Origin of the sequence: [Phormidium] sp. LEGE 05292, from assembly GCF_015207735.1 — a bacterium.
Taxonomy (GTDB): Bacteria; Cyanobacteriota; Cyanobacteriia; order Cyanobacteriales; family Aerosakkonemataceae; genus Floridanema.
In genome coordinates this window covers 1-20,041 of the sequence record NZ_JADEWG010000020.1, presented here as the reverse complement: position 1 = coordinate 20,041, position 20,041 = coordinate 1, and the positions used below count along the sequence as shown (strand labels likewise).

Annotated in this window: 22 protein-coding genes and 1 CRISPR repeat array; of the genes, 11 read left to right on the top strand and 11 right to left on the bottom strand. The window is 39.7% G+C overall.

Features of this window, described 5'->3' with window-relative positions:
* Positions 1–4 precede the first annotated feature (4 nt).
* The 10 genes from IQ264_RS08265 to IQ264_RS08220 form a co-directional block, all read right to left on the bottom strand.
* Positions 5–298: a hypothetical protein gene (locus IQ264_RS08265; RefSeq protein WP_193980284.1), complete on the bottom strand. Its 294-nt coding sequence runs from the start codon at positions 296–298 to the stop codon at positions 5–7.
* Positions 299–318: 20 nt separating this feature from the next.
* Positions 319–504 carry a hypothetical protein gene (locus IQ264_RS08260; RefSeq protein WP_193980283.1) on the bottom strand — a complete coding sequence of 62 codons (186 nt, stop codon included), beginning with the start codon at positions 502–504 and terminating at the stop codon, positions 319–321.
* A gap of 7 nt (positions 505–511) precedes the next feature.
* The gene (locus tag IQ264_RS08255; protein ID WP_193980282.1) at positions 512–928 is read right to left on the bottom strand and encodes a hypothetical protein; all 417 of its coding nucleotides are present in this window, start codon (positions 926–928) and stop codon (positions 512–514) included.
* Positions 912–1,517: a hypothetical protein gene (locus IQ264_RS08250; protein WP_193980281.1), complete on the bottom strand. Its 606-nt coding sequence runs from the start codon at positions 1,515–1,517 to the stop codon at positions 912–914. The genes IQ264_RS08255 and IQ264_RS08250 overlap by 17 nt, the downstream gene beginning before the upstream one ends.
* Position 1,518: 1 nt before the next feature.
* Positions 1,519–1,782, bottom strand: coding sequence for a hypothetical protein (locus tag IQ264_RS08245; RefSeq protein ID WP_193980280.1), 264 nt, complete (start codon positions 1,780–1,782; stop codon positions 1,519–1,521).
* Between the two features lie 70 nt (positions 1,783–1,852).
* A complete protein-coding gene (locus tag IQ264_RS08240; RefSeq protein WP_193980279.1) occupies positions 1,853–2,152 on the bottom strand; it encodes a hypothetical protein in 300 nt (99 codons plus the stop codon).
* 31 nt (positions 2,153–2,183) lie between these two features.
* Positions 2,184–2,537: a hypothetical protein gene (locus IQ264_RS08235; protein ID WP_193980278.1), complete on the bottom strand. Its 354-nt coding sequence runs from the start codon at positions 2,535–2,537 to the stop codon at positions 2,184–2,186.
* An 8-nt stretch (positions 2,538–2,545) separates the two neighbouring features.
* On the bottom strand, positions 2,546–3,358 hold the full coding sequence (locus IQ264_RS08230; RefSeq protein ID WP_193980277.1) for a hypothetical protein: 813 nt from the start codon (positions 3,356–3,358) through the stop codon (positions 2,546–2,548).
* A 39-nt stretch (positions 3,359–3,397) separates the two neighbouring features.
* A complete protein-coding gene (locus IQ264_RS08225; protein WP_193980276.1) occupies positions 3,398–4,567 on the bottom strand; it encodes a hypothetical protein in 1,170 nt (389 codons plus the stop codon).
* Positions 4,539–4,787: a hypothetical protein gene (locus IQ264_RS08220; protein WP_193980275.1), complete on the bottom strand. Its 249-nt coding sequence runs from the start codon at positions 4,785–4,787 to the stop codon at positions 4,539–4,541. Before IQ264_RS08220 ends, IQ264_RS08225 begins: the two co-directional genes overlap by 29 nt.
* A 97-nt stretch (positions 4,788–4,884) precedes the next feature.
* Here IQ264_RS08220 and IQ264_RS08215 point away from each other — a divergent pair, with 97 nt between their 5' ends.
* Positions 4,885–5,490, top strand: coding sequence for a helix-turn-helix domain-containing protein (locus IQ264_RS08215; protein ID WP_193980274.1), 606 nt, complete (start codon positions 4,885–4,887; stop codon positions 5,488–5,490).
* A 155-nt stretch (positions 5,491–5,645) separates the two neighbouring features.
* Positions 5,646–6,155, top strand: coding sequence for an HAD-IIIA family hydrolase (locus IQ264_RS08210; RefSeq protein ID WP_193980273.1), 510 nt, complete (start codon positions 5,646–5,648; stop codon positions 6,153–6,155).
* A 60-nt stretch (positions 6,156–6,215) separates the two neighbouring features.
* On the opposite strand, the gene IQ264_RS08205 is transcribed toward IQ264_RS08210, so the two are convergent.
* The gene (locus IQ264_RS08205; RefSeq protein ID WP_193980272.1) at positions 6,216–7,196 is read right to left on the bottom strand and encodes a helix-turn-helix transcriptional regulator; all 981 of its coding nucleotides are present in this window, start codon (positions 7,194–7,196) and stop codon (positions 6,216–6,218) included.
* A 397-nt stretch (positions 7,197–7,593) separates the two neighbouring features.
* Here IQ264_RS08205 and IQ264_RS08200 point away from each other — a divergent pair, with 397 nt between their 5' ends.
* The 9 genes from IQ264_RS08200 to cas2 all read left to right on the top strand — a co-directional run bounded on the left by IQ264_RS08200 (position 7,594) and on the right by cas2 (position 17,745).
* Positions 7,594–7,881, top strand: a complete 288-nt coding sequence (locus IQ264_RS08200; protein ID WP_193980271.1) for a hypothetical protein — start codon at positions 7,594–7,596, stop codon at positions 7,879–7,881.
* Positions 7,882–8,067: 186 nt separating this feature from the next.
* Entirely contained in the window at positions 8,068–10,245 is a 2,178-nt protein-coding gene (gene cas3, locus IQ264_RS08195) for a type I-D CRISPR-associated helicase Cas3' (RefSeq protein ID WP_193980270.1), read from the top strand.
* 2 nt (positions 10,246–10,247) lie between these two features.
* A complete protein-coding gene (cas10d, locus tag IQ264_RS08190; RefSeq protein WP_193980269.1) occupies positions 10,248–13,178 on the top strand; it encodes a type I-D CRISPR-associated protein Cas10d/Csc3 in 2,931 nt (976 codons plus the stop codon).
* Positions 13,175–14,161: a type I-D CRISPR-associated protein Cas7/Csc2 gene (gene cas7d / locus IQ264_RS08185; RefSeq protein ID WP_193980268.1), complete on the top strand. Its 987-nt coding sequence runs from the start codon at positions 13,175–13,177 to the stop codon at positions 14,159–14,161. Before cas10d ends, cas7d begins: the two co-directional genes overlap by 4 nt.
* 120 nt (positions 14,162–14,281) lie before the next feature.
* Positions 14,282–15,058 (top strand): type I-D CRISPR-associated protein Cas5/Csc1, encoded by a 777-nt coding sequence (gene cas5d / locus IQ264_RS08180; RefSeq protein WP_193980267.1) that lies wholly within the window; start codon positions 14,282–14,284, stop codon positions 15,056–15,058.
* The gene (gene cas6 / locus IQ264_RS08175) at positions 15,039–15,863 is read left to right on the top strand and encodes a CRISPR system precrRNA processing endoribonuclease RAMP protein Cas6 (protein ID WP_228061368.1); all 825 of its coding nucleotides are present in this window, start codon (positions 15,039–15,041) and stop codon (positions 15,861–15,863) included. Before cas5d ends, cas6 begins: the two co-directional genes overlap by 20 nt.
* 20 nt (positions 15,864–15,883) lie before the next feature.
* On the top strand, positions 15,884–16,462 hold the full coding sequence (gene cas4, locus IQ264_RS08170; RefSeq protein ID WP_193980265.1) for a CRISPR-associated protein Cas4: 579 nt from the start codon (positions 15,884–15,886) through the stop codon (positions 16,460–16,462).
* 9 nt (positions 16,463–16,471) lie between these two features.
* Positions 16,472–17,449 carry a type I-D CRISPR-associated endonuclease Cas1d gene (cas1d, locus tag IQ264_RS08165; protein ID WP_193980264.1) on the top strand — a complete coding sequence of 326 codons (978 nt, stop codon included), beginning with the start codon at positions 16,472–16,474 and terminating at the stop codon, positions 17,447–17,449.
* Positions 17,446–17,745: a CRISPR-associated endonuclease Cas2 gene (gene cas2 / locus IQ264_RS08160; RefSeq protein WP_193980263.1), complete on the top strand. Its 300-nt coding sequence runs from the start codon at positions 17,446–17,448 to the stop codon at positions 17,743–17,745. The genes cas1d and cas2 overlap by 4 nt, the downstream gene beginning before the upstream one ends.
* 206 nt (positions 17,746–17,951) lie before the next feature.
* Positions 17,952–19,888: direct repeats of the CRISPR family, unit length 37 nt; unit sequence CTTTCAAATTAATGAATCCTAGTAATGGGATTGAAAC.
* Between the last annotated feature and the right edge of the window lie 153 nt (positions 19,889–20,041).

The window sequence follows — 20,041 nt, the reverse complement described above, 5'->3', positions numbered from 1 at the left end:
TTTTTCATTTCTTGCTGTATCCCGCATTTTCTAAACATTTGGTAAGCTGTTCGAGCTTGGTGTTAACCTCTTTGAGTTGGGCATTATTTTGCTTGATTTGGTCGCGCAATAAACGATTATCATCTACTAATTTGAGGTTATTACGAGTTAACGAACGTACTCTATCGGAGTTACTAACCTCCACAAACCTAGTGCCAATGAAAATACCAACACCTAGTACAGAAAGCAGCAACAACGTTTTCAACAACATCGCTAAACCATAATTTCGATGAGGCGATGAAGTAGAACCGAAAGTCATGCTCTTACCTCCTTAATTGTTTAATCGTTTACCAAGAAACTTTGATCGTTCTTACTGAAAACGAGACTTTGATTAAACTCGACAACAAAAACTTTAGTTAGTTCGTACTGTTCGCTAATGTCGTCAAACAAACAAGTAACAGTTCGTTCTTCAGTTCTACCGGAATTGCAATATTGAATAGTTGCGGTAATGCGTCTTATTTTCATTTGTCGTTCACTTTATTGCTTCTACACATCGCTTAACTGCCTGTAGTTTATTTTGGGCTTCTATAGCTTCTTTCCTAGCATTCTCTAGAGCAATATTCTGCTGATTTTGTGCCACAATGTAGCCGATACTAAAGATTACCAAGCTAGCAATAAACAACCCAAAAATTAAAGGCAGATGGTTCTTTTCTGATGCAGTATTGGCACAATTATTAGTAGCATAATCCTCCGTATAACTGTAAGATCGCCTGACAATGGCGGCGGGAGTAGCTACACGAACTGGTAAGCGAATTGTTTTGGTTTTTGTCATCACTATAACCTGCCAATTAATTCGGATACTATCGCCCAACAATCGGTCGGTAATACCCATTTCCAGCGTCCAAACATCTGTAATTACCTCATCGAAATTTCTATGATTGTTTGCCATTCTTGCCACTGCTGTTGTTGCTGTTGTTGGTAGAGACAACTTCTTTGCTGGTGGGTAAGGCGGTAATATTCAAGTTGATACCGCCTAGTACGTTTGGGAGTTGTGCCTCTATTTCGGTGACTAAATTATCGCTATCGTAATCTGGATTGATGCCATACAATGCTGCTTCCAAAACTTGGTAACTTTGGTCTACCTTTTGCTGTACTTCCGGGCTATATGCAATCTCGCCAGTCAAGTATTTAGCTGCTAACAAGTTACCTGTAATTTCCAATCCAGCTGCTTTAGTTTCGGCACTGCGTTGCACTAGTTGTAACTGAGTAGATTTAGCATTCTGAGCAGTGTAATTATTGCTATTATTCGGGGAATTAGTGTTAGTTTGTTGTGTGTTAGTCGCACGTTCGCCATTTTGGTAACGTCGTACTGCTTCGCTTGCATCTTTAATACCTTTGACAGTCATTAAGCGATCGATATCTGCGATCGATTCCACTTGTTCTGGCGTGGCATCGTCAATGCCTAGTGCAGCAAAGATAGCACGTCCGCGAGCTTGAGATACTACTTTTCTTGCTTTCCATAATTCGATAACGTTCATATTACCTCACGAAATCTTTTAATAAATAACCGCGACGAAGATGGGTAGCTAATGCTTTAAGTTGATTGACTTCTGATTCGTAGAATTCACGGGTACCAGAAGGAATTCCTAACGCATCGCACCAGCGCCATATTGTTGATTGATTGAGTATCCGTTGGCTATCTTGTCCATAACGAATTCGGGATAAAACGGAGATCGCTTCTTTTCGAGATATGCCAAACTCCAACTGTGTAGGTTGCATACTAACTGCATTTGCTTCGACCATATTTCTGCATGATTTTTAGCATAAGAAATTTCTCTAAATATTGATATGTACGTGGTACAATTGAAGGGATTTATTTTGGTACTCGGTACAAATATTGATTAATTTCGGAGTCAATTGGTGTAATTCCACTAGCGATTAAGTCAAGTGCAATTCGTCCGGTGTAGCGTTTGACAATGGTAGGAACTTCTCGTCTTCTCCCTCGTTTTCCGGGTGTAGATTTTGGATAGGGTTTGCAGAAATAACTGTTAATTGTACCGACATCGTAACCTAACAAAGCAGCATATTGTTGTCTGCTAATGAACGGAAATGCTTTGAGGAATACTTTTGGCGGAACTTCAGGATAGATTTCGGGAATCAATTGTTTTGTCATTTTGGTATTACTATATTTAGAGAATTTTTAGTTAAGAGAGGTCTTCTGTTGCAAACAAACTTAGCTGTATACCTGCTCCTCCAAAAGTTAAATCAAATTGTTTTTCTGTAGTTTTTATTAGTTGTTTAATTCGAGTTAGTTCGGTATCAAAATCTAATTCGTCTGGTGCTCCGGTTAAGTCTAAGCAAAATAATGCACCATCATAAATGGCATCAATTCCCATGTCTTGATAAGTGCCACCAATTTTCCAATCGCCAGCATTTATGAGGTTTTCTTCAATTACGCAAAATTCTTCTTCCAGTCCACAATAACAAAAGCCTTGTTCTAGTAAAACGTTGGCTACTGTTGTTGCTCTTTCATCGAACCAACATGGTAATTGCGTCATTTTCTTTCCTAAAATTGATAGCACAGTTCGTCTAACAGTTGAGTAATAGCTGTAGTGCAGGTTCGCAAAGCAGTTGTTCCGGTTAAAGTTTTGCCATATTCATTAGTGAAATTACCGCAATCATCCCACCCAGGAATGTTGGCTAAAGCTAAACATTTACCTAGCTGATAGACGGTTTCTGTAATGGCATCTTGACTACCACTAAGTTCTTCCTTTACTTTTTTACATTCCTCAGCAATTAATTCAAGTTCGACCAATTGACGATATTGTTCTAGCGTTAGGTTGCTGCGTTCAATACATTCACTATAGTTGTTAATCTCCAAAGGAAAATGCCATTTAGTGTCCGGCATTAACACGATTTTACCAACTGCAACTGGTTCGGCAAATCGCCAATCATTAACTATGGTTGCACCAGTGAATAAGCCAAGTTTTCCGGCATGAATCGGATGTTTGACAATCTTCACTACTGTTCCTGGTTCAATGGTATTAGTATTGTCTGTTGTTACGGTTTCACTAGTTGTTGTTGAAGATTCGACTCGTTCTTGTAGTGCTTTGATTTGTTGTTCTTGGGAAGCGATTAATTGTTGGTATTGAGTTAGCTTTTGACGCAGGGTAGTTAGTTCGTCAGCTATAGCATTGGTGTCTATTGGTGCAGCGTTTTCTTGAGCTTCTGTAATTTCAGTTTTTAGTGCAGCAATAGTTTGGTTTTGTTGTTGGACGAGTTCGATTAGTTCGTTATACTCGCGGGTAGTAATGGGGATGCCACCACCACCATGTTTTGTGGTTGGTTTGTGCAAGTACGTTGCGATCGCTACAATCAATTCGGCTATCGTTGGTTGGGGGTTTAGTTCATCTTTGATTCACAGGCGTGCTAATAAATTGGCTTTGGTTAGTACGGCATCAGTATCGGTAATATTGTAGATGCGAAAGGCACGGTTAATGTCTTCTTGGGCTAGGCAGCGTAAGGACAAACTTTTATCAATTGCTGCTGTTAAGCAGCTAATATTTTCATCAGTTAATGCTGATTGATTCATCAGCGAACGCTTGCATTTTGTTAGCTTTCTTAGTTTGGCTTCGATATCGTTACGAGTACGTTCGTCATTGGCTAACAATGCTTCATTTAGTTGTTCGTTTAATCCAGCAATTGTAGCTAACAGATTGAGGAATTCATCGAAAGTATCTTTGTCTAAAGCACGAACATCTTCAACTGATTGCTGGTAGATTTCTCCATCGCCAAAGCTACGAATTGACAGCAATTTGTTTTCTTCACTAAGTAACAATCCAATTTTGTTGAGGAAGACAACTGGACTGCCTGGTGTTAGTGTAGCTTCAATCGCTTGTTCGTTAGTTGATGCTAATCTTTCTTTGATTAGCGAAATCGTCCATTTGGTTGGACTGGTGAGGATTGATTCTACTTGACTTTCACTACCAGCTAACAATAATGCAGCATGACAAATGGGCAGATTCAAAATATGTTGTTGTAAGTTAGGGAATTTCGCTATCAGTTTGGCTTGAGCAGTTAGATTGCGAAAGTAACGTACTAATTCTTTGGGAAAACAGTGTTTGAGTAGTTTTTTAAATTCGGTTTCGCCTAATGCTGTTTCTAATTGTCTGAGTTTTTCACCGAGTTCTAGTGCTTGTTCTTTGAGGTAAGCAAAAGATTCAGTATGAGAGTTTCCCAATTGTATGACTTCTTTAGCTAACTCAACGATATCGTTGGTTGTCGAATCTGTGAAGGAGAAGTCTTGGAGTAGATTCGTTGCTTGTAATTGTGTAGTTGATGGCATAGTAATGCTCCCATTGGCTTGATTTTGGGTTAATGTATTGGTTGGTTTTTTTGTTTTATTTGAAGTTGGCTCCTCTGAGATTAGAGGAGCCACTTCTACTTCCTTCGATAAAAGAATTTGCTCTGAGGCATGAGTTGATTCCTCCTGGCTGGATTTAGTGAGTAAAGGTTTAATTGCATTAGCAATGGCAGTTGCCAGCAAACAAGGCACTCCATTACCCAAATGCGATGCAGAAGCCTGCACTGAAAATGCCGCCACCTCCACATAAGTAGCCAGCTGTGGGGGCGTTCTCTGGCAGCACTGATTTTGGTGCTGTTGCCCAAGCATGGAGAGACTGCACGGTGGTTGAACCGTATGAGGAATCATGTTTGCTAGTGCATCGTGCATATCTCATGGCGGCTGCTGATGGCTGATGTTTATCACTATACTTTTGTCCAAATTCTTTGACAAGGGGTTTGTCCAAAAATTTTGACGTGCTAATTGCTAAATGGAGTCATACGCATAGCCATAATTGTTTTGTTGGTTGGTGAAATGGCTGTACTCAATTAGCTAAATTTGATTTGACTAAATTCTGGACGAACCGTGGGATAAAAATACTAGGAGCAGTTGTTAAAAAGGCGCGAGAAGAGCGTGGCTGGACTGTACGTGATATCGAAAAGTTAACTGGCGAACTTTACCAAGGGCGCTATACGATCAGCCGTGGCACTATGAGTGATTTTGAACGAGGTATCCGAATTCCGGCTCACAATACAGTGGTTGTACTTGCCAAATTAAAGTTTGTGCTTCATCCGGTGACAAATCAGCCATTCACGGAAGATGAGCTTTCTGATATTGCGGCTGAGGTTCTTGACCCGCAAACGGGTCGCTATCAGTTGGGCCAGAGGAAACCAACGATCGCTACCTTAATTGACTTAGAAATCAAAAATCGTCCGGGGTTGCTCAAACAATTAGTACTTTCGACTTTGGCTACTGAAGCTGGGTTAGAAGTGGAACGGTTAGAAGCTATTTATTCTGGTGAATTTCCGAACGATGAAGAACTAATTAAGTTGGCTTCTGTTTTAACTAAGGATAATGGCACTCATTGGCAGGAGACTCAATTGTGGGAGGTGCGATCGTCTCAGTTCCCCTTCGATGCTTCTGAATCAAACCGAGAGGCTCAAAGGTAGTATTCTTGTAGGTTGAAGCTGTATCATTTCCTTATCTTAAAATGCAGAGGTGTGTAATAAAAATATTAACTTTTTAAGCAATCCTTAGAAAATAGCAATAAAAATTTTTTATCTATAAATTTATTTATTTTTAGGAGGAATTTTAGAAAATTAACATGAGTAACTTGGTAATTTTGGACAAAGATGGAACTCTGGTTCAAAGTATTTCTGGCTCCAAATTTCCTAGCTTTAACGATCAATGTTTAATTTCTGGAGTTAAAGAGCGCTTGTATTCTCATGTAGAAGCAGCAGATATTTTAGCGATCGCATCTAATCAAGCAGGTATCTCAAAAGGACATAAATCGCTAAATACAGCTAAGGCTGAATTTATGGAGGTTTTTGGATTACTTCCTCAAATTAAGGTAGCCTGTTTTTGCCCAGATTATGAAGGAAGAATTCTATATCAGTTGTGGGCAGATGGTACATTTGACACGCTCAATCGGGAAAAGTTTTCTAAATTTAGACCCTTCAGAAAGCCTGAGCCAGGAATGCTTCAACATTTGATGGAAACTTTTCAGGGACTTTATACCGATGTATTATTTGTTGGGGATATGGATAGTGACAAACAAGCCGCTGCTGCTGTGGGTGTAAGTTACTTAAATGTTGATGATTGGATTAATTCATGATCGCAAACTATCTTGCTATTAAATTTTGATGGTGTAAGAAAGGTAACTAACGTACATTTATTAGCAATTTGTTTGTTCAGAAGAATTTTGGCAATAGTTGAGATAGGCTTGTTTAAACTCGTTTTCAAGTTCACTAGCCAACCAATCGGGTTCCATGACTTTAGCGTTAGCACCGTATCTAAGAATTCTCTGGCGAAACCAAAAGAGGTAATCTTCTTCGGTTAAAATATCCACGAATTTACCTTGGGGATCTCGATACAGTACTTGCTCGTGACTTCGGCGGGGTCTATAGCTTGCAAGTTGACCGCTCAAGCGGTAGCGAATTTTTAGAGTTGGAAAAGTAAAAACCCAAGATATATTAGAGGCAGCACCAACACTTATAATACGGTCTACACGAAAAAGAGAGTTTTTATCGAAATTAGATATTTTCTTGATGTTGGGGAAAGGTTTGTCAGGAACAAAAGCAAATAGATATAAAGTACCATCATGCAGTCGCAATTCTGAACGATCTAAATCCCAAGTTCTTTCTTCTCCTTTAGGGTTTTGATAGCGGATAGTGTAGCGGCACTGTTGTTTAAATCGCTCTTGAAGTTGGCGAATAATAGCTTCAAGTTTGTTTTCACCATAGTCAACAGGAGGACTAAAGTCTACTTTAACGTTGTTGGATCGATCGGCTTGGGTAAGTTGACCGATACGGTTAATTTGACTAGCTTGAGCAGAAAATCCCATGCCGTCCAAAAAGTCGGCTGCCATTTTGAGCGCTTGGCGTTGTTCGGTTGAGAGAAGGACGGGAAAGTTAGATTCTACTAGCTCATAAGGATGATGAGGAGCGCTTTTGATCTCAAAGCCAGAGTCTCTCAATTGGCGAATGGTGCGGGTGAGCTTTTGCAGCACATCTTCTGATGGTTTGCCGTGCTGTTCTAAAAATTCTGAGAGAAGATTTGCTAACTCGTCACGCTTTCTTGGTTTCTCTGCAAGGAGTTTGAGGATTTCTAGGGTAAAGGCGATTTGGTTGTAACTACAGTCAGTTCTTAAAGGCATGAGTTCCGAAGGAGTGTGATCTGTTCCAAATTACCTCCTGAATAATGCCTGTGGGGAGAATTGCGCCGATATCGATAAAGATACATCAGATTTCAATCCCGTCAAACAGGATTCATTTCATTAGCTATAGCTAGATATTCTGCCCCACTATTAAAGAATAGCGCAAGTCGATAGCTGATATACATATATCAGCACTCAAAATTTTTGGTAGTGATATATTTATATCAGCTATCGACAATTAGGCGCTGAGTCGTGTATTCTATATAGAAAGCGAATAGCGCCACAGGAAATTCCAGTTCCTATGACGCTCTTTCGTGTAACCAATCGCTAGGCAGCATCATTAATGGGAATCGTGCTGCCTCACAATTTGATGTTTATTTACAGGAGGTTACTTCCCATGTCAAAACATTATAGTCCGAGCAACAGCCAATCTCACCTGAACCTAGCTCAATATCAATCTCCGTGTGCTGAGAATCTAACAACCACCGATACTAGCCATCTGATTAGACTACTTACTCGCCAAGAAATTGCACCCAATGATGTTCTAGAGCGTGTTAAAGAAGGTCGCTTTACTATTCCCTATTGGCACGGCAATTTGATTTTTACCATTTCCCGTCGAGGTAAGCAAGGTCAGCCTTATTTGTTAAATGTAGCATTTTCGCCTATGAGTTATACCTCGGTGTGACTCTTGAACTTGCCACGACATAGCGGTCGGTGGGTTAGGCACAGCTGTAACCCACCCGGCAAATTACTTCAGAAAATCCAATATCTAAAGGACTCCTTACCCCTCAACTGAGATGTTGTCAAAATTTGACTACGACTTTTGAGAAGTGAGTCTTAGTCTGAGAATATCGAACACAGCGATGTAATAATGAAACTTCATCTACGTTCCCTATACTCCCAGCTTAATGCGGGTGTTGGCAGTTGTCCATTGGGGTGCGATCGCGTTTGTCGTGTTGTCGAACAACAAACCGAAGCATCTCCGTTAAAAGGTCAAACTTGTCCTCTTTACTCTCACCAAGCGCAAACTTACGCGCATTTGCTCTCAAGTGAAGTAGAGATCATCTTTAATAAATGTGCAACTGGAGGTGGAAAATCTCTAGCTGCTTACTTACTAGGATTGCTCGATCCTAAATTTCGTATTGTTGCACTGTACCCAACTATTGAACTCATTGCAGACCAAGAAAATCAGATTAAAAAGAAGTATTTGCGATGGTTTGGTTCAGCTAGCAGAAAGCGGGTTGATAATCTTTATGGTGTTGAGTTAGCCAAAAGAGTAAAAAAAGCTCTGAAAGGAAATAAGTTTAAAGAATTGCTGCGATCGCTAAAAAAGAATCATTTCATTCTCACTAACCCTGATATCTTTCACCTTATTCTTCACTTTCAGTATTACAATCCAGCGACTGAGCAAGGTTTACTGCCTTTTGCCCTAGCGCAATATCCTCACCTCTACATCTGTGATGAGTTTCATATCTTTAGCGAACACCAGGAAACAGCAATTCTCAATAGTTTAATTTTGATTCGTAATACCCGACAAAAGAATAACCCTCTAAAGATTCTATTTACCTCAGCCACTCCTAAACCTAAATTTATTGCCAAGCTCAAAGAAGCTGAGTTTCGAGTTCAGGAGATATCGGGATCTTATGCGAGTCAAGCTTGTGATGGATATCGCCAAATTTCTCAACCTGTTGAACTAGAATTTGTTGAATTGAAAGAAACAGATTCTCTAGCTTGGTTGAAGGAACAGACAAAGCTAATTAAAGACATTCTTCAGCAAGAAAAAAAGCGAGGACGGGGGTTAATAATTCTGAATTCTGTAGCTTTGGTTAACCGAGTAGTAAGTCAACTACAAAACTCTTTAGGAGATGAGGTCATTGTTGAAGAAATTAGTGGTCGCGTTGACCGCCAAGAACGAGAAATTACGCGAGAAAAATTAGAAAGAGCTAACAAATCTGTTTTGATTGTGGCAACTTCAGCCGTTGATGTGGGGGTAGATTTTGATATTCACCTGCTGATTTTTGAAGCAAGTGATTCCGCTACTTTTGTTCAACGCTTAGGTCGTTTAGGTCGTCACGAAGGATTTAACTTTTACAAGGCTTTTGCTTTAATTCCTGGTTGGATGCGCTGGATAGTTCCTCAGTTACGAAAACTTATAGGAGAAGGAAAAGAAGTCGATCGCACTCATTTTAGAGAAGAAATTATCGAGAAAGTTTTCAATCCTCCCCAAGAGTACGAACAATATCGCAGCTATTGGGGTGCTTTACAAGTGCAAGGGATGTTATTCAGTATTACTGGTGGAAAAACTTCCCAAGGATGGGAAAAAAAGGAACGTTTAGCAGTAACTCAGGCGTTGCGCGATCGCATCACTGAAGATCTCCGACAAATTTATGGCGAACAACTAGATAAAAAACACGGACAGTGGTGGTGTTTGAGTCAAGACAAAACAGGAACAGGTCAAGCCATTCAACAAGAATTATTGCGCTTTCGTGGTAGTTCTGATTTGCAAGCGGCTGTTTGGGAACCTGATAAGTCACGTTTTTATACCTATGATTTGCTGCGACTCCTTCCTTATGCAGAAGTTGAAGTTATTCAACGTCAAACATTTTTAGAAGAAGCAGCAAAATTTAGCCGTCCTGAAACTGAATTTCCCGATCGCTACATCCAAATTTACTTAAAAATTCAATCCTGGTCAGACAAAAGATATGATGATATCGAACTTGATTGCGATTGGGATACAGATAAACTCAAATTATGTACCTTAACTCTGATTGATGAGGTAAGTATCGAAGGACATCCCCAAAGTCCCCAACTGAGGAAATATCTCAATAGCCAAAAATTACTGGCTTTTCTTGTTCCCTTATCTCCAAGACATCCCACAATTTGGGATGTAAGAAATATTCTTCATCTCAGCCCAAACTTTGGCTTGTATCAGCTTACTGATGCTGATGGTGAGTATTACGCTTGTGCTTTTAATCAAGATGCTTTGCTTTTAGAAGCATTGAAACGGAAACTCAATCGTTGCGAACGAGCTAAACCTTACATTTACTAACCATGACTACATTACTGCAAAGACTGCTTATCGAAACCCTCTCAAAAAAGGAGAAAGAGTCAGTATTGCGAAAATTAATTGACATAATTTTACCACCACTGGAACAGCATTTTGCTCTGGTTCCCGCTTTGGGTGGAGTAGAACCCCAGTTTGCCAATAAACCTGACCAAAGTTTGCTTGTTCATGTTCTCAATGGTTTGCTAGTTGCTTGGAATTTAAGTCAAGAATTACCTGATTCTTTATCGGAAATTGAACAGCGTTTACTTTGTTTGGGATTTATGCTTCATGACTATGATAAATGGTTGCACGATCGCGGTGAAGAATCTCCAGGCGCACATCAAGTTTCAGCTATTGTACAGCGCTGTCAAAAACTTGGAGAATTACTCAATTTTACAGGCTTTTGGGAAGATTGGAGAGACTATAGTTTAGATATTTGTTTTTTAGCACAAAATACCCAACGCAAGCGTGGGAGTAATCGCATTGCTTCTAACTGGGAAAATGACGAACAGAATCTTAGGTTAGATTATCTAGAACTAGATCGATTATGTGATTTGCTAGCCTTTGGCGATATTGCCGTTCACATGAATGATCCAGGCGATATTGTTACTCAAAAAAGTGGTGAGCGACTGCAAGAAATCCTAGCAGATTTAGGACTAGATGAAGACAGAAAATTGATTTATCATCGCCTAAGAGACTGTCGAGGATTGCTTACCAATCGAATTCACAATGCTGTTGACAACTTTGCCAAAGAACAAAATTGGTTTCCATTTTTGTATTTTGCTCAAGGAACAGTTTATCTTGCACCTCAAGAGTCTGATATACCAAATTTAGATGAGATTCAATCCTTTGTCTGGGAAAATATTATTCAAGGAGATGAAGAAAAGAATCTTCGAGGACTAGGAGAACTTTTTAGTAATGGTGATGTCGGTTTCATTCGAGATGGCAAAGGGCTAAAAATTGCTCCTTTGACTAGAGAATTATTTAATCCAGTGAAGCTCATTTGTTTGCTGCCCAATGTCATTATACAGACAGTTAAAAATATCAAAGACCCTGCCACACCAAAGCGACTTGAGAAACTCGATTTAAGTGAGAGCGATCGCCAATTTTTAGAAGCAGGAGCAGATGTTTGGGCAGACAGGCTCGCAGAATTCATTATTCTAGCCCAAAAAGAGTTTTTTGCAGAAAATGAAGAGTATAACAATTGGGTTTTAACGACTTTAGGTTTGCAGACTGAAATCTTACCCGAACAAACGAAAATCCAGAAAGGAGGGGTTAATTATGGTTGGTATCAGGTTGCAGCCCATTATATTGCTCAAACTCCTTTAAACCGCGATCCAGGGTCACAAGAGTTAACAGAGTTTTTACGAGAATTCGGTGAACGTTTGGCAACTTGGGCAGACGAGAATAATTTCCTCCTCAGTCATCAAAGCGAAACTTATGAGGTTTTTTGTGATTACCTGTGCCAATATTTTGAGATTTCTGGATCGAATAAAGATTCTTCACCATTTGCAAATGAACTATCTGCTTATGCTGAATCAAAGGTAAAAAATAAGGCGATTTGTTCTTTGAGTTCTGGTGAATTTCCAGCCGAAGACCAGTTTGATTCGGTTGTTTTATTCAAACCACAGCAATATAGCAACAAAAACACTTTGGGAGGAAGACGTATTAAGCGAGGGATTTCAAAACTCTGGTCATTAGAAATGATTCTTAGACAAGCTTACTGGGCAGTTCCTGCGGGTAAGTTAGAGGAAAAGCAGCCCATATTTCTCTACATATTTCCTGCTTATGTTTATTCTCCTCAAATTGCTAGAGCCATCAGCCAATTGGTGAAAAAACTTAAAAAAATCAATCTTTGGGAGGTTCGTAAGCAATGGTTAAAAGCAGAAATGAATTATCGAGCATTACAAGATTTACTGATGGATGAAAAAGAACCAAAAACAGAACGGTATGGTAGAGATTACTCGACTAAGGATTTGCCATTCATGGCAATGACTCATACAGAAACACGAGGTAAAAGCTATACCGATGCCTGGGTCGAACCTGCATTTTTAGCTTTAATTTTACCAATGTTGCTGGGAGTCAAAGTGGTAGCAACACCAAGCTCCGATCCCATCTACGCCAGCGATAAAGAGTTTTTAGAGTCAGTCAGGTTAGATGGGACTGCGGGATTTTGGAATTTCTTAGGATTGAAGACCGATTTACGATTGCAGGAATTAGATTGGGCGCTAAAGCACGTCTTAGTCGCTTATAGTCTGCATTTAGATACTCGTAGTAATCGACCTGATGCCCGTTGGCAAGCATTTAATGGCACTGTGAGAGAGGTGATGACTGATGTTTTAAATATTTTCGCTTTAGCTAATGAAAAATTACGAGAGGAAAAACGGGAAGCAACCACAGAAGAAATTCAACTCTACTGGAATTATGCTCAAATTTGGTCAGACGGAGAACCTAATATGCAAGACAAATTGAAAATTACTAAACGGTTGGTTAGCGAATATCGCAGATTTTATCAAGTTGGCATGAATGATTCTAGTCATGCTATTTTACTACCGCTTTCTAAAGCTTTAGAAGAAATTCTTTCCGTCCCAGAACATTGGGATGAGGAGGAGTTGATTTTCCAAGGTGCCGGACAACTACAAGCGGCTTTAGACCGTCAAGAGGTTTATAAGCGCCCCTTAATTAAGGATAAATCCGTTCCTTACGAAATTCGCCAAGCTCAAGAATTTGAAGCAATTCACACCTTTATGACTACCTGTGTTAAGGAACTATTTGGCGGAATGTGTAAAGGCGATCGCGCCCTTCTCCAAGAAAATCGCAACCGCATTAAATCTGGGGCTGAATTTGCTTATCGCTGGTTAGCTTTGCAAGAAAAACAAGCCTCATCCGAACAACAAAAATCCAATCAAACTAACAAAGAAGGAGAAGCCGCATGAGCGTTTTAAATATATTAAAACCACAATTTCAACCCGCTTTCCCTCGTTTAGCTTCTGGCAAATACGTTCACTTCATCATGTTGCGTAATAGCCAATCTTTTCCAGTTTTTCAAACAGACGGAGTTCTCAACACAGCACGAACTCAAGCAGGTTTAGAAAACCGCGAATATATGAGCCGTTTGGTAATGTTTAAACGCAAGCAAACTACACCAGAACGATTGACTGGACGAGAATTACTGCGCTCATTAAATTTGACCAGTGCTGATGCTGAAAATAAGGATAAATTCTGCGAATATAACGGCGAAGGTTCTTGTAAGAAATGCCCAGATTGCATCATTTATGGTTTTGCTATTGGTGATAGTGGTTCAGAGCGATCGAAAGTATATTCAGACTCAACATTCTCGCTTTCATCTTACGAGCAATCCCATCGCAGTTTTACCTTCAATGCTCCTTTTGAAGGAGGAACGATGAGCGAAGGCGGTGAGATGCGAAGTGCAATTAATGAACTCGATCACGTTTTGCCAGAAGTAACATTTCCTGCGGTCGAAACGCTGCGCGATCCTACTTATGAAAGTTTCATTTACGTGCTGGGAAACTTGCTACGTACTCGACGTTACGGCGCACAGGAATCTCGCACGGGGACAATGAAAAATCATTTAATAGCTATTGCTATGTGTGATGGGGAAATTTTCAGTAACTTACAATTTACCCAAGTGCTTTATGATGCCTTAAAAGATGACATCAATGCACCTATCTCTGATATTCGGATTCAAGCAAGCACAGTGGTTAACAATTTACTTAATAACGAACCTGTTCGTAAAACTCAAGTTATCCTTGGCGAGCAGTTGGAAGAGTTACTTAATGAAGTTAACTCTCTCTATCAAGATGAAGCTCAATTACTATCAATGATGAATACCCTTTACAACCAAACAACAACCTATTCCGAAACATACGGAGCTCTGAAGAAAAAAGGGAAGAAATAGTCACAGTTTTTTTACTTGAATGCAGACATTTCCAAAGAAATTTTATATAGGATTCATTGAATCTAATAAAAACAAATTCATGGAGATGTCTTCCAGAAATTCTTTCTGAGGAAATAACGAATGACGCTTCACCATTGTACGCTAACACTCCACGATAATGTATTTTTTGCCACAAGGGAAATGGGTATACTCTATGAAACGGAGAAATATCTGCACAATTGGGCTATCAGCTACGCACTATTTAATGTTGACTATATCCCCGTTCCTTATCGCTTACAGGGAGAGGCAACACAAAAGCCCAGCTATTTAGATGCTAATTCCGAACAAAATCTGTTGTACCTTAATCAAGCAGAAATCTACGTTTTTCCCGCACAACCTTTGCATTGGTCTTATCAGGTTAATACTTTTAAGGCTGCTCAAGTAGCCTATTACGGCAAATCAAAACAGTTTGGAGATAAGGGAGCAGACCGCAATTATCCAATCAATTACGGACGAGCAAAAGAACTGGCTGTTGGCAGTCAATATCGAACTTATATTATTGCTCCTGAAACGATAAAAATTCCCCGTTGGATACGGCTGGGAAAATGGGCAGCGAAAGTTCAAGTTGAAGTGATACCGATACCTGAGTCGGTACTTTCTCCCAGTTCAGGAGAGTACATCTGTCAACATCCGTTGAATCCTTTAGATTTACCGAGAGACACCAGACTACTCCTGTACAACCGTATTGTGATGCCGCCTGTAAGTTTAGTCAGTCAGGCTCAATTGAGGGGCGAGTTTTGGCAATCGAAGGACAAAGAGTGGAAATCTTTTAAATCTCAATTTCCAGAGTTACCAGAAAGTATTTGTTTACCCAGAGGGGCATTCTATGGAGCTAGTCATGTCGCTACAGCCTCATAAATCCCAGACACTTTATTCCTTAGTTGTTGAGCTAGCTGCTGCCGAGCGAGGAAATATTCCAGCCACTCTTTCCAGAGCAATTCACGGTTTGGTAATGAACTGGTTAAAACTGGGAGACCCTCAGCTATCCGAAGCTATTCACGCCAGCCACGAATCACCTTTGAGTTTATCAGGTTTGCTGGGAAACCGTCGCCCAAAAGGAACTCAGGCCGGAGATAACTTCTGCTTCCGAGTCGGTCTTCTCAATGGTAGTCTGATGGAACCTTTGTTGATGGGTGTAGAGAAATGGGGAACGCAACCCTTGGTTTTAGGCCGATTTCCTTTTGCACTCCGCAGCATTTACACTCTACCTGGTACACATCGTTTTGCGGGCTCGGCTGATTACACGCTCCTTGCTAATACACCTCAGACGACTCAGACGACGGCAGAGATTGAACTAAATTTTGTTTCACCCACAAGTTTTAAGCAAAGTCGAGGCATCCAGCCTTTTCCTTTACCGGAATTAGTATTTGGCAGCTTGCTTCGACGTTGGAATGCTTTTGCTCTTGAAGAACTTAACTTTCCATCTGTTGAATGGGAAGGATTAGTTTCTGCCTACGAACTGAAAACATACGCGCTCAAAATGGAGGGTGGTTCAGAAATTGGCGCACAAGGTTGGGTGCGCTATTACTTTCCCGATGCCGAACAAGCCAAGTTAGCAACAGTTTTAGCGCATTTTGCCTTTTTTTCAGGAGTGGGTCGGAAAACATCGATGGGAATGGGACAGACTCAGCTAACTACTCATCCCACTAAATTTCGGAAATAGTTTCATTCACGTTACTTAATATGAACGAACAATACTATCTCCCCCTGGCTTATTTGAATGCCTGGGAATATTGTCCGCGTCGCTTTTATTTGGAGTATCAGTTAGGAGAATCTGCCGATAACGAACACATTATTATTGGTCGTCACTTGCATCGGAATGTGGACTGTGAGGGTCAATCTCAGGAAGGCGATACTTTAGTTTATCGTCAGCAGTGGGTGTGGAGCGATCGGCTTTTAATCAACGGTATTATTGATGCGGTTGAAGAACGCAACGGTCAACTTGTCCCTCTGGAATACAAAAAGGGTCGAATGGCTCAACATTTGAGCGACCATTTCCAGCTTTGCGGTGCAGCTTTGTGTTTGGAGGAACGCACGGGAAAAACAATTTCTCACGGAGAAATTTTTTACCATGCTAACCGCCGTCGTGAAAAAGTTGCTTTTACCCCACAGTTGCGTCAAGCAACGGAACAATCAATTCTAGCTGCCCATGCTGCTGTGATGAATTCTATGCCTGCACCCATTGACCATCCAAAAAAATGTCGAGATTGCAGTTTGCAGAATATTTGTTTGCCCAAAGAAATGAAACAATTACGTGCTTAAGGAGGATTTATGACCGTTCTTTATGTTACCCAACCTGATGCAGTTTTGAGTAAAACTCATGAAGCATTTAAAGTGGCTTTGAAACAGCCAGATGGTTCGTGGAAAAAACAATCTATACCTGCTCAAACGGTAGACCAGATCGTTTTGATGGGCAATCCTCAAATTACGGGAGATGCTCTTGCTTATGCCTTGGAATTAGGGATGCCCGTGCATTATCTTTCCTGTTTTGGCAAGTATTTGGGTTCAGCCCTTCCCGGCTATTCTCGTAATGGACAGCTTAGACTGGCTCAGTATCAAGTTTATGGGGATAGCTTACGGAGGCTGGAATTAGTTAAGGCGATCGTTACCACTAAGATTCACAATCAGTACCAAATTCTTTATCGTTACGGTCAAAAGGACAGCCCGCTTAAACAAAGAAAACAATTAGTTAAAGAACAGACCACTCTTGATGAAATTCGGGGAGTTGAGGGATTAGCTGCTAGAGAATACTTCGCCTGTTGGTCAGCTATTTTGGGTGACAACTGGACATTTACTGGTCGAAATCGCCGTCCACCTACAGACCCAGTAAACGCCTTATTGAGTTTTGGATATGGATTGTTGCGAGTGCAGGTGACAGCAGCAGTACATATAGCTGGTTTAGATCCCTACATTGGTTACTTACACGAAACAACACGCGGTCAGCCAGCAATGGTATTAGATTTGATGGAAGAATTTCGGCCTTTAATTGCAGATAGTCTTGTATTTTCGGTATTCAGCCACAAAGAGTTGAAGCCAAAGGATTTTACTGAGAGTTTAGGCGCATACCGTCTTTCTGAGACAGGGCGTAAAACCTTTCTGGAAGCCTTTGAGCGGAAAATGAACTCTGAATTGACGCATCCAGTTTTTGGCTATCGTTGTACCTATCGTCGTGCAGTTGAGCTACAAGCTCGATTGTTAAGTCGCCATTTACAGGAAGGTGTAGTTTACAAACCACTGAGTTTACGATGAGCAGCCAAACTCTATTTTATTTGATCGTTTATGACCTACCTAACAATAAAGCAGCAAATAAACGACGGAAACGATTGCACGATCTGCTCTGTGGTTATGGAAATTGGACTCAATATAGTATTTTTGAGTGTTTTTTAACCGGGATGCAGTTTGCTAAACTCAAAGTCAAGATTGAGGAATTAATTAAGCCAACAGAAGACTCCGTGCGTATTTATGTCTTAGATGCAGGTGCAGTGCCCAAAACAATTACTTATGGCGGAAATAAGCCTCGACAGGATCAGGCGATCGTTTTATGATTGGAGGTAGGGTTAATTTGATGGGTCAAAGCGTGGGCGAAAATCCTGGAGAGCCGTCAAAATGCTAAGAACCTTGAAAATTAAAGATTTGAGCATTTTAGGGAAATTCTTAACTTTTGCTCATTACCCTATTTCAGCCTCCTAAATTTGGGAACCGTCAGAATCAGTTCTGGAAATCTCTTATACAGGTTATTTCAGAAGGCAGGCTTTCAAATTAATGAATCCTAGTAATGGGATTGAAACGCATGAATGTTACGACCAGTCACGCCCCAATAGGTACTCCTTTCAAATTAATGAATCCTAGTAATGGGATTGAAACTTTTATTATGATTCGTTCTCCGATATAAAAGGACTTTCAAATTAATGAATCCTAGTAATGGGATTGAAACGACCCAACTTCTTCCCCGATTGACGATGACGGCTACTCTTTCAAATTAATGAATCCTAGTAATGGGATTGAAACCTCACGCAAATCACCCTAGTCGATAACTTGTGCAGAACTTTCAAATTAATGAATCCTAGTAATGGGATTGAAACTTGGTGGTGTTTACGACGAACTAAATATACCTCTTGATGGTTCTTTCAAATTAATGAATCCTAGTAATGGGATTGAAACGTACTTGAATCACCCAACTAGCGATGTAATTGATACTTTCAAATTAATGAATCCTAGTAATGGGATTGAAACTTTGTGCGACAGAACAAGAAAAGCTATTGCAAAGGGCTTTCAAATTAATGAATCCTAGTAATGGGATTGAAACAACAGGGATATCTTCTCTGTTTATGTCCCCTAGTCCGTCTTTCAAATTAATGAATCCTAGTAATGGGATTGAAACATTAGCCATTACTAAAGATTCCTGCATCGCGATCGACGACTTTCAAATTAATGAATCCTAGTAATGGGATTGAAACATCTACTCGCGATCGTATCCTTTCCTCTCTTTCCTGCTTTCAAATTAATGAATCCTAGTAATGGGATTGAAACTCTCCGTCAGGTGCTCGTTTTACTGTCCAGACTTCTCCTTTCAAATTAATGAATCCTAGTAATGGGATTGAAACATAAATACCGAACCTATAGAACCTGCCATAACATAAAGCTTTCAAATTAATGAATCCTAGTAATGGGATTGAAACATTAAAAGATTAATGCAGCTAGAACTGTTTGACTTCTTTCAAATTAATGAATCCTAGTAATGGGATTGAAACTAAATATTATCACCTCAATTCACTCTGAGGTGTAAACTTTCAAATTAATGAATCCTAGTAATGGGATTGAAACTGCCAACTTTGATTGTTGGTGATTTCTTCCCATTTCCTTTCAAATTAATGAATCCTAGTAATGGGATTGAAACAAACTTTTTAATTGACTAACATCTTTCTTAGTTCTTTCAAATTAATGAATCCTAGTAATGGGATTGAAACAGCATAAAGCCATTTGGCGCTGGGGAAATTTTCGGCTTTCAAATTAATGAATCCTAGTAATGGGATTGAAACGACCCATTACTTCATAAAATCAGAGAACTAGAATCTTTCAAATTAATGAATCCTAGTAATGGGATTGAAACATCTAATTGCTGTTGTTGTAAGGCTTTCTTTAACTTTCAAATTAATGAATCCTAGTAATGGGATTGAAACATTCCTAACACCAACGGCAAAGCTACTTTATTAAACTTTCAAATTAATGAATCCTAGTAATGGGATTGAAACATTGAATCCGAGGCTGAGTAAATTTATCGACAACGCTTTCAAATTAATGAATCCTAGTAATGGGATTGAAACATTTTATAGCTGCAACATTTTTAAAAATCTTCTGCTTTCAAATTAATGAATCCTAGTAATGGGATTGAAACAGAGCTATATTTTCGATGCTGGGGTTTCTGTAGCTTTCAAATTAATGAATCCTAGTAATGGGATTGAAACTTTTTATGGTTGGAACTAACTATAACTAACCTTCAAAGCTTTCAAATTAATGAATCCTAGTAATGGGATTGAAACGTTTACAAAACCAATAATTCCTTGCAACTTCAGTTAGCTTTCAAATTAATGAATCCTAGTAATGGGATTGAAACATTTGGGGTTAAAGTGTAAACAAGGTTGAGAAGCAAGCTTTCAAATTAATGAATCCTAGTAATGGGATTGAAACTAAGGAACAGTCAGCATCTATTTTTTAACCCACATTCCGCAGAAATGACTCAGATTTACTAATATTTTTGAAAAACTTACTATAAAAAATTATTTTATCCGCCTTATTTTAGGTGTAAATTCATTTTTGATATTCCTGATTAGGGAAAATTAA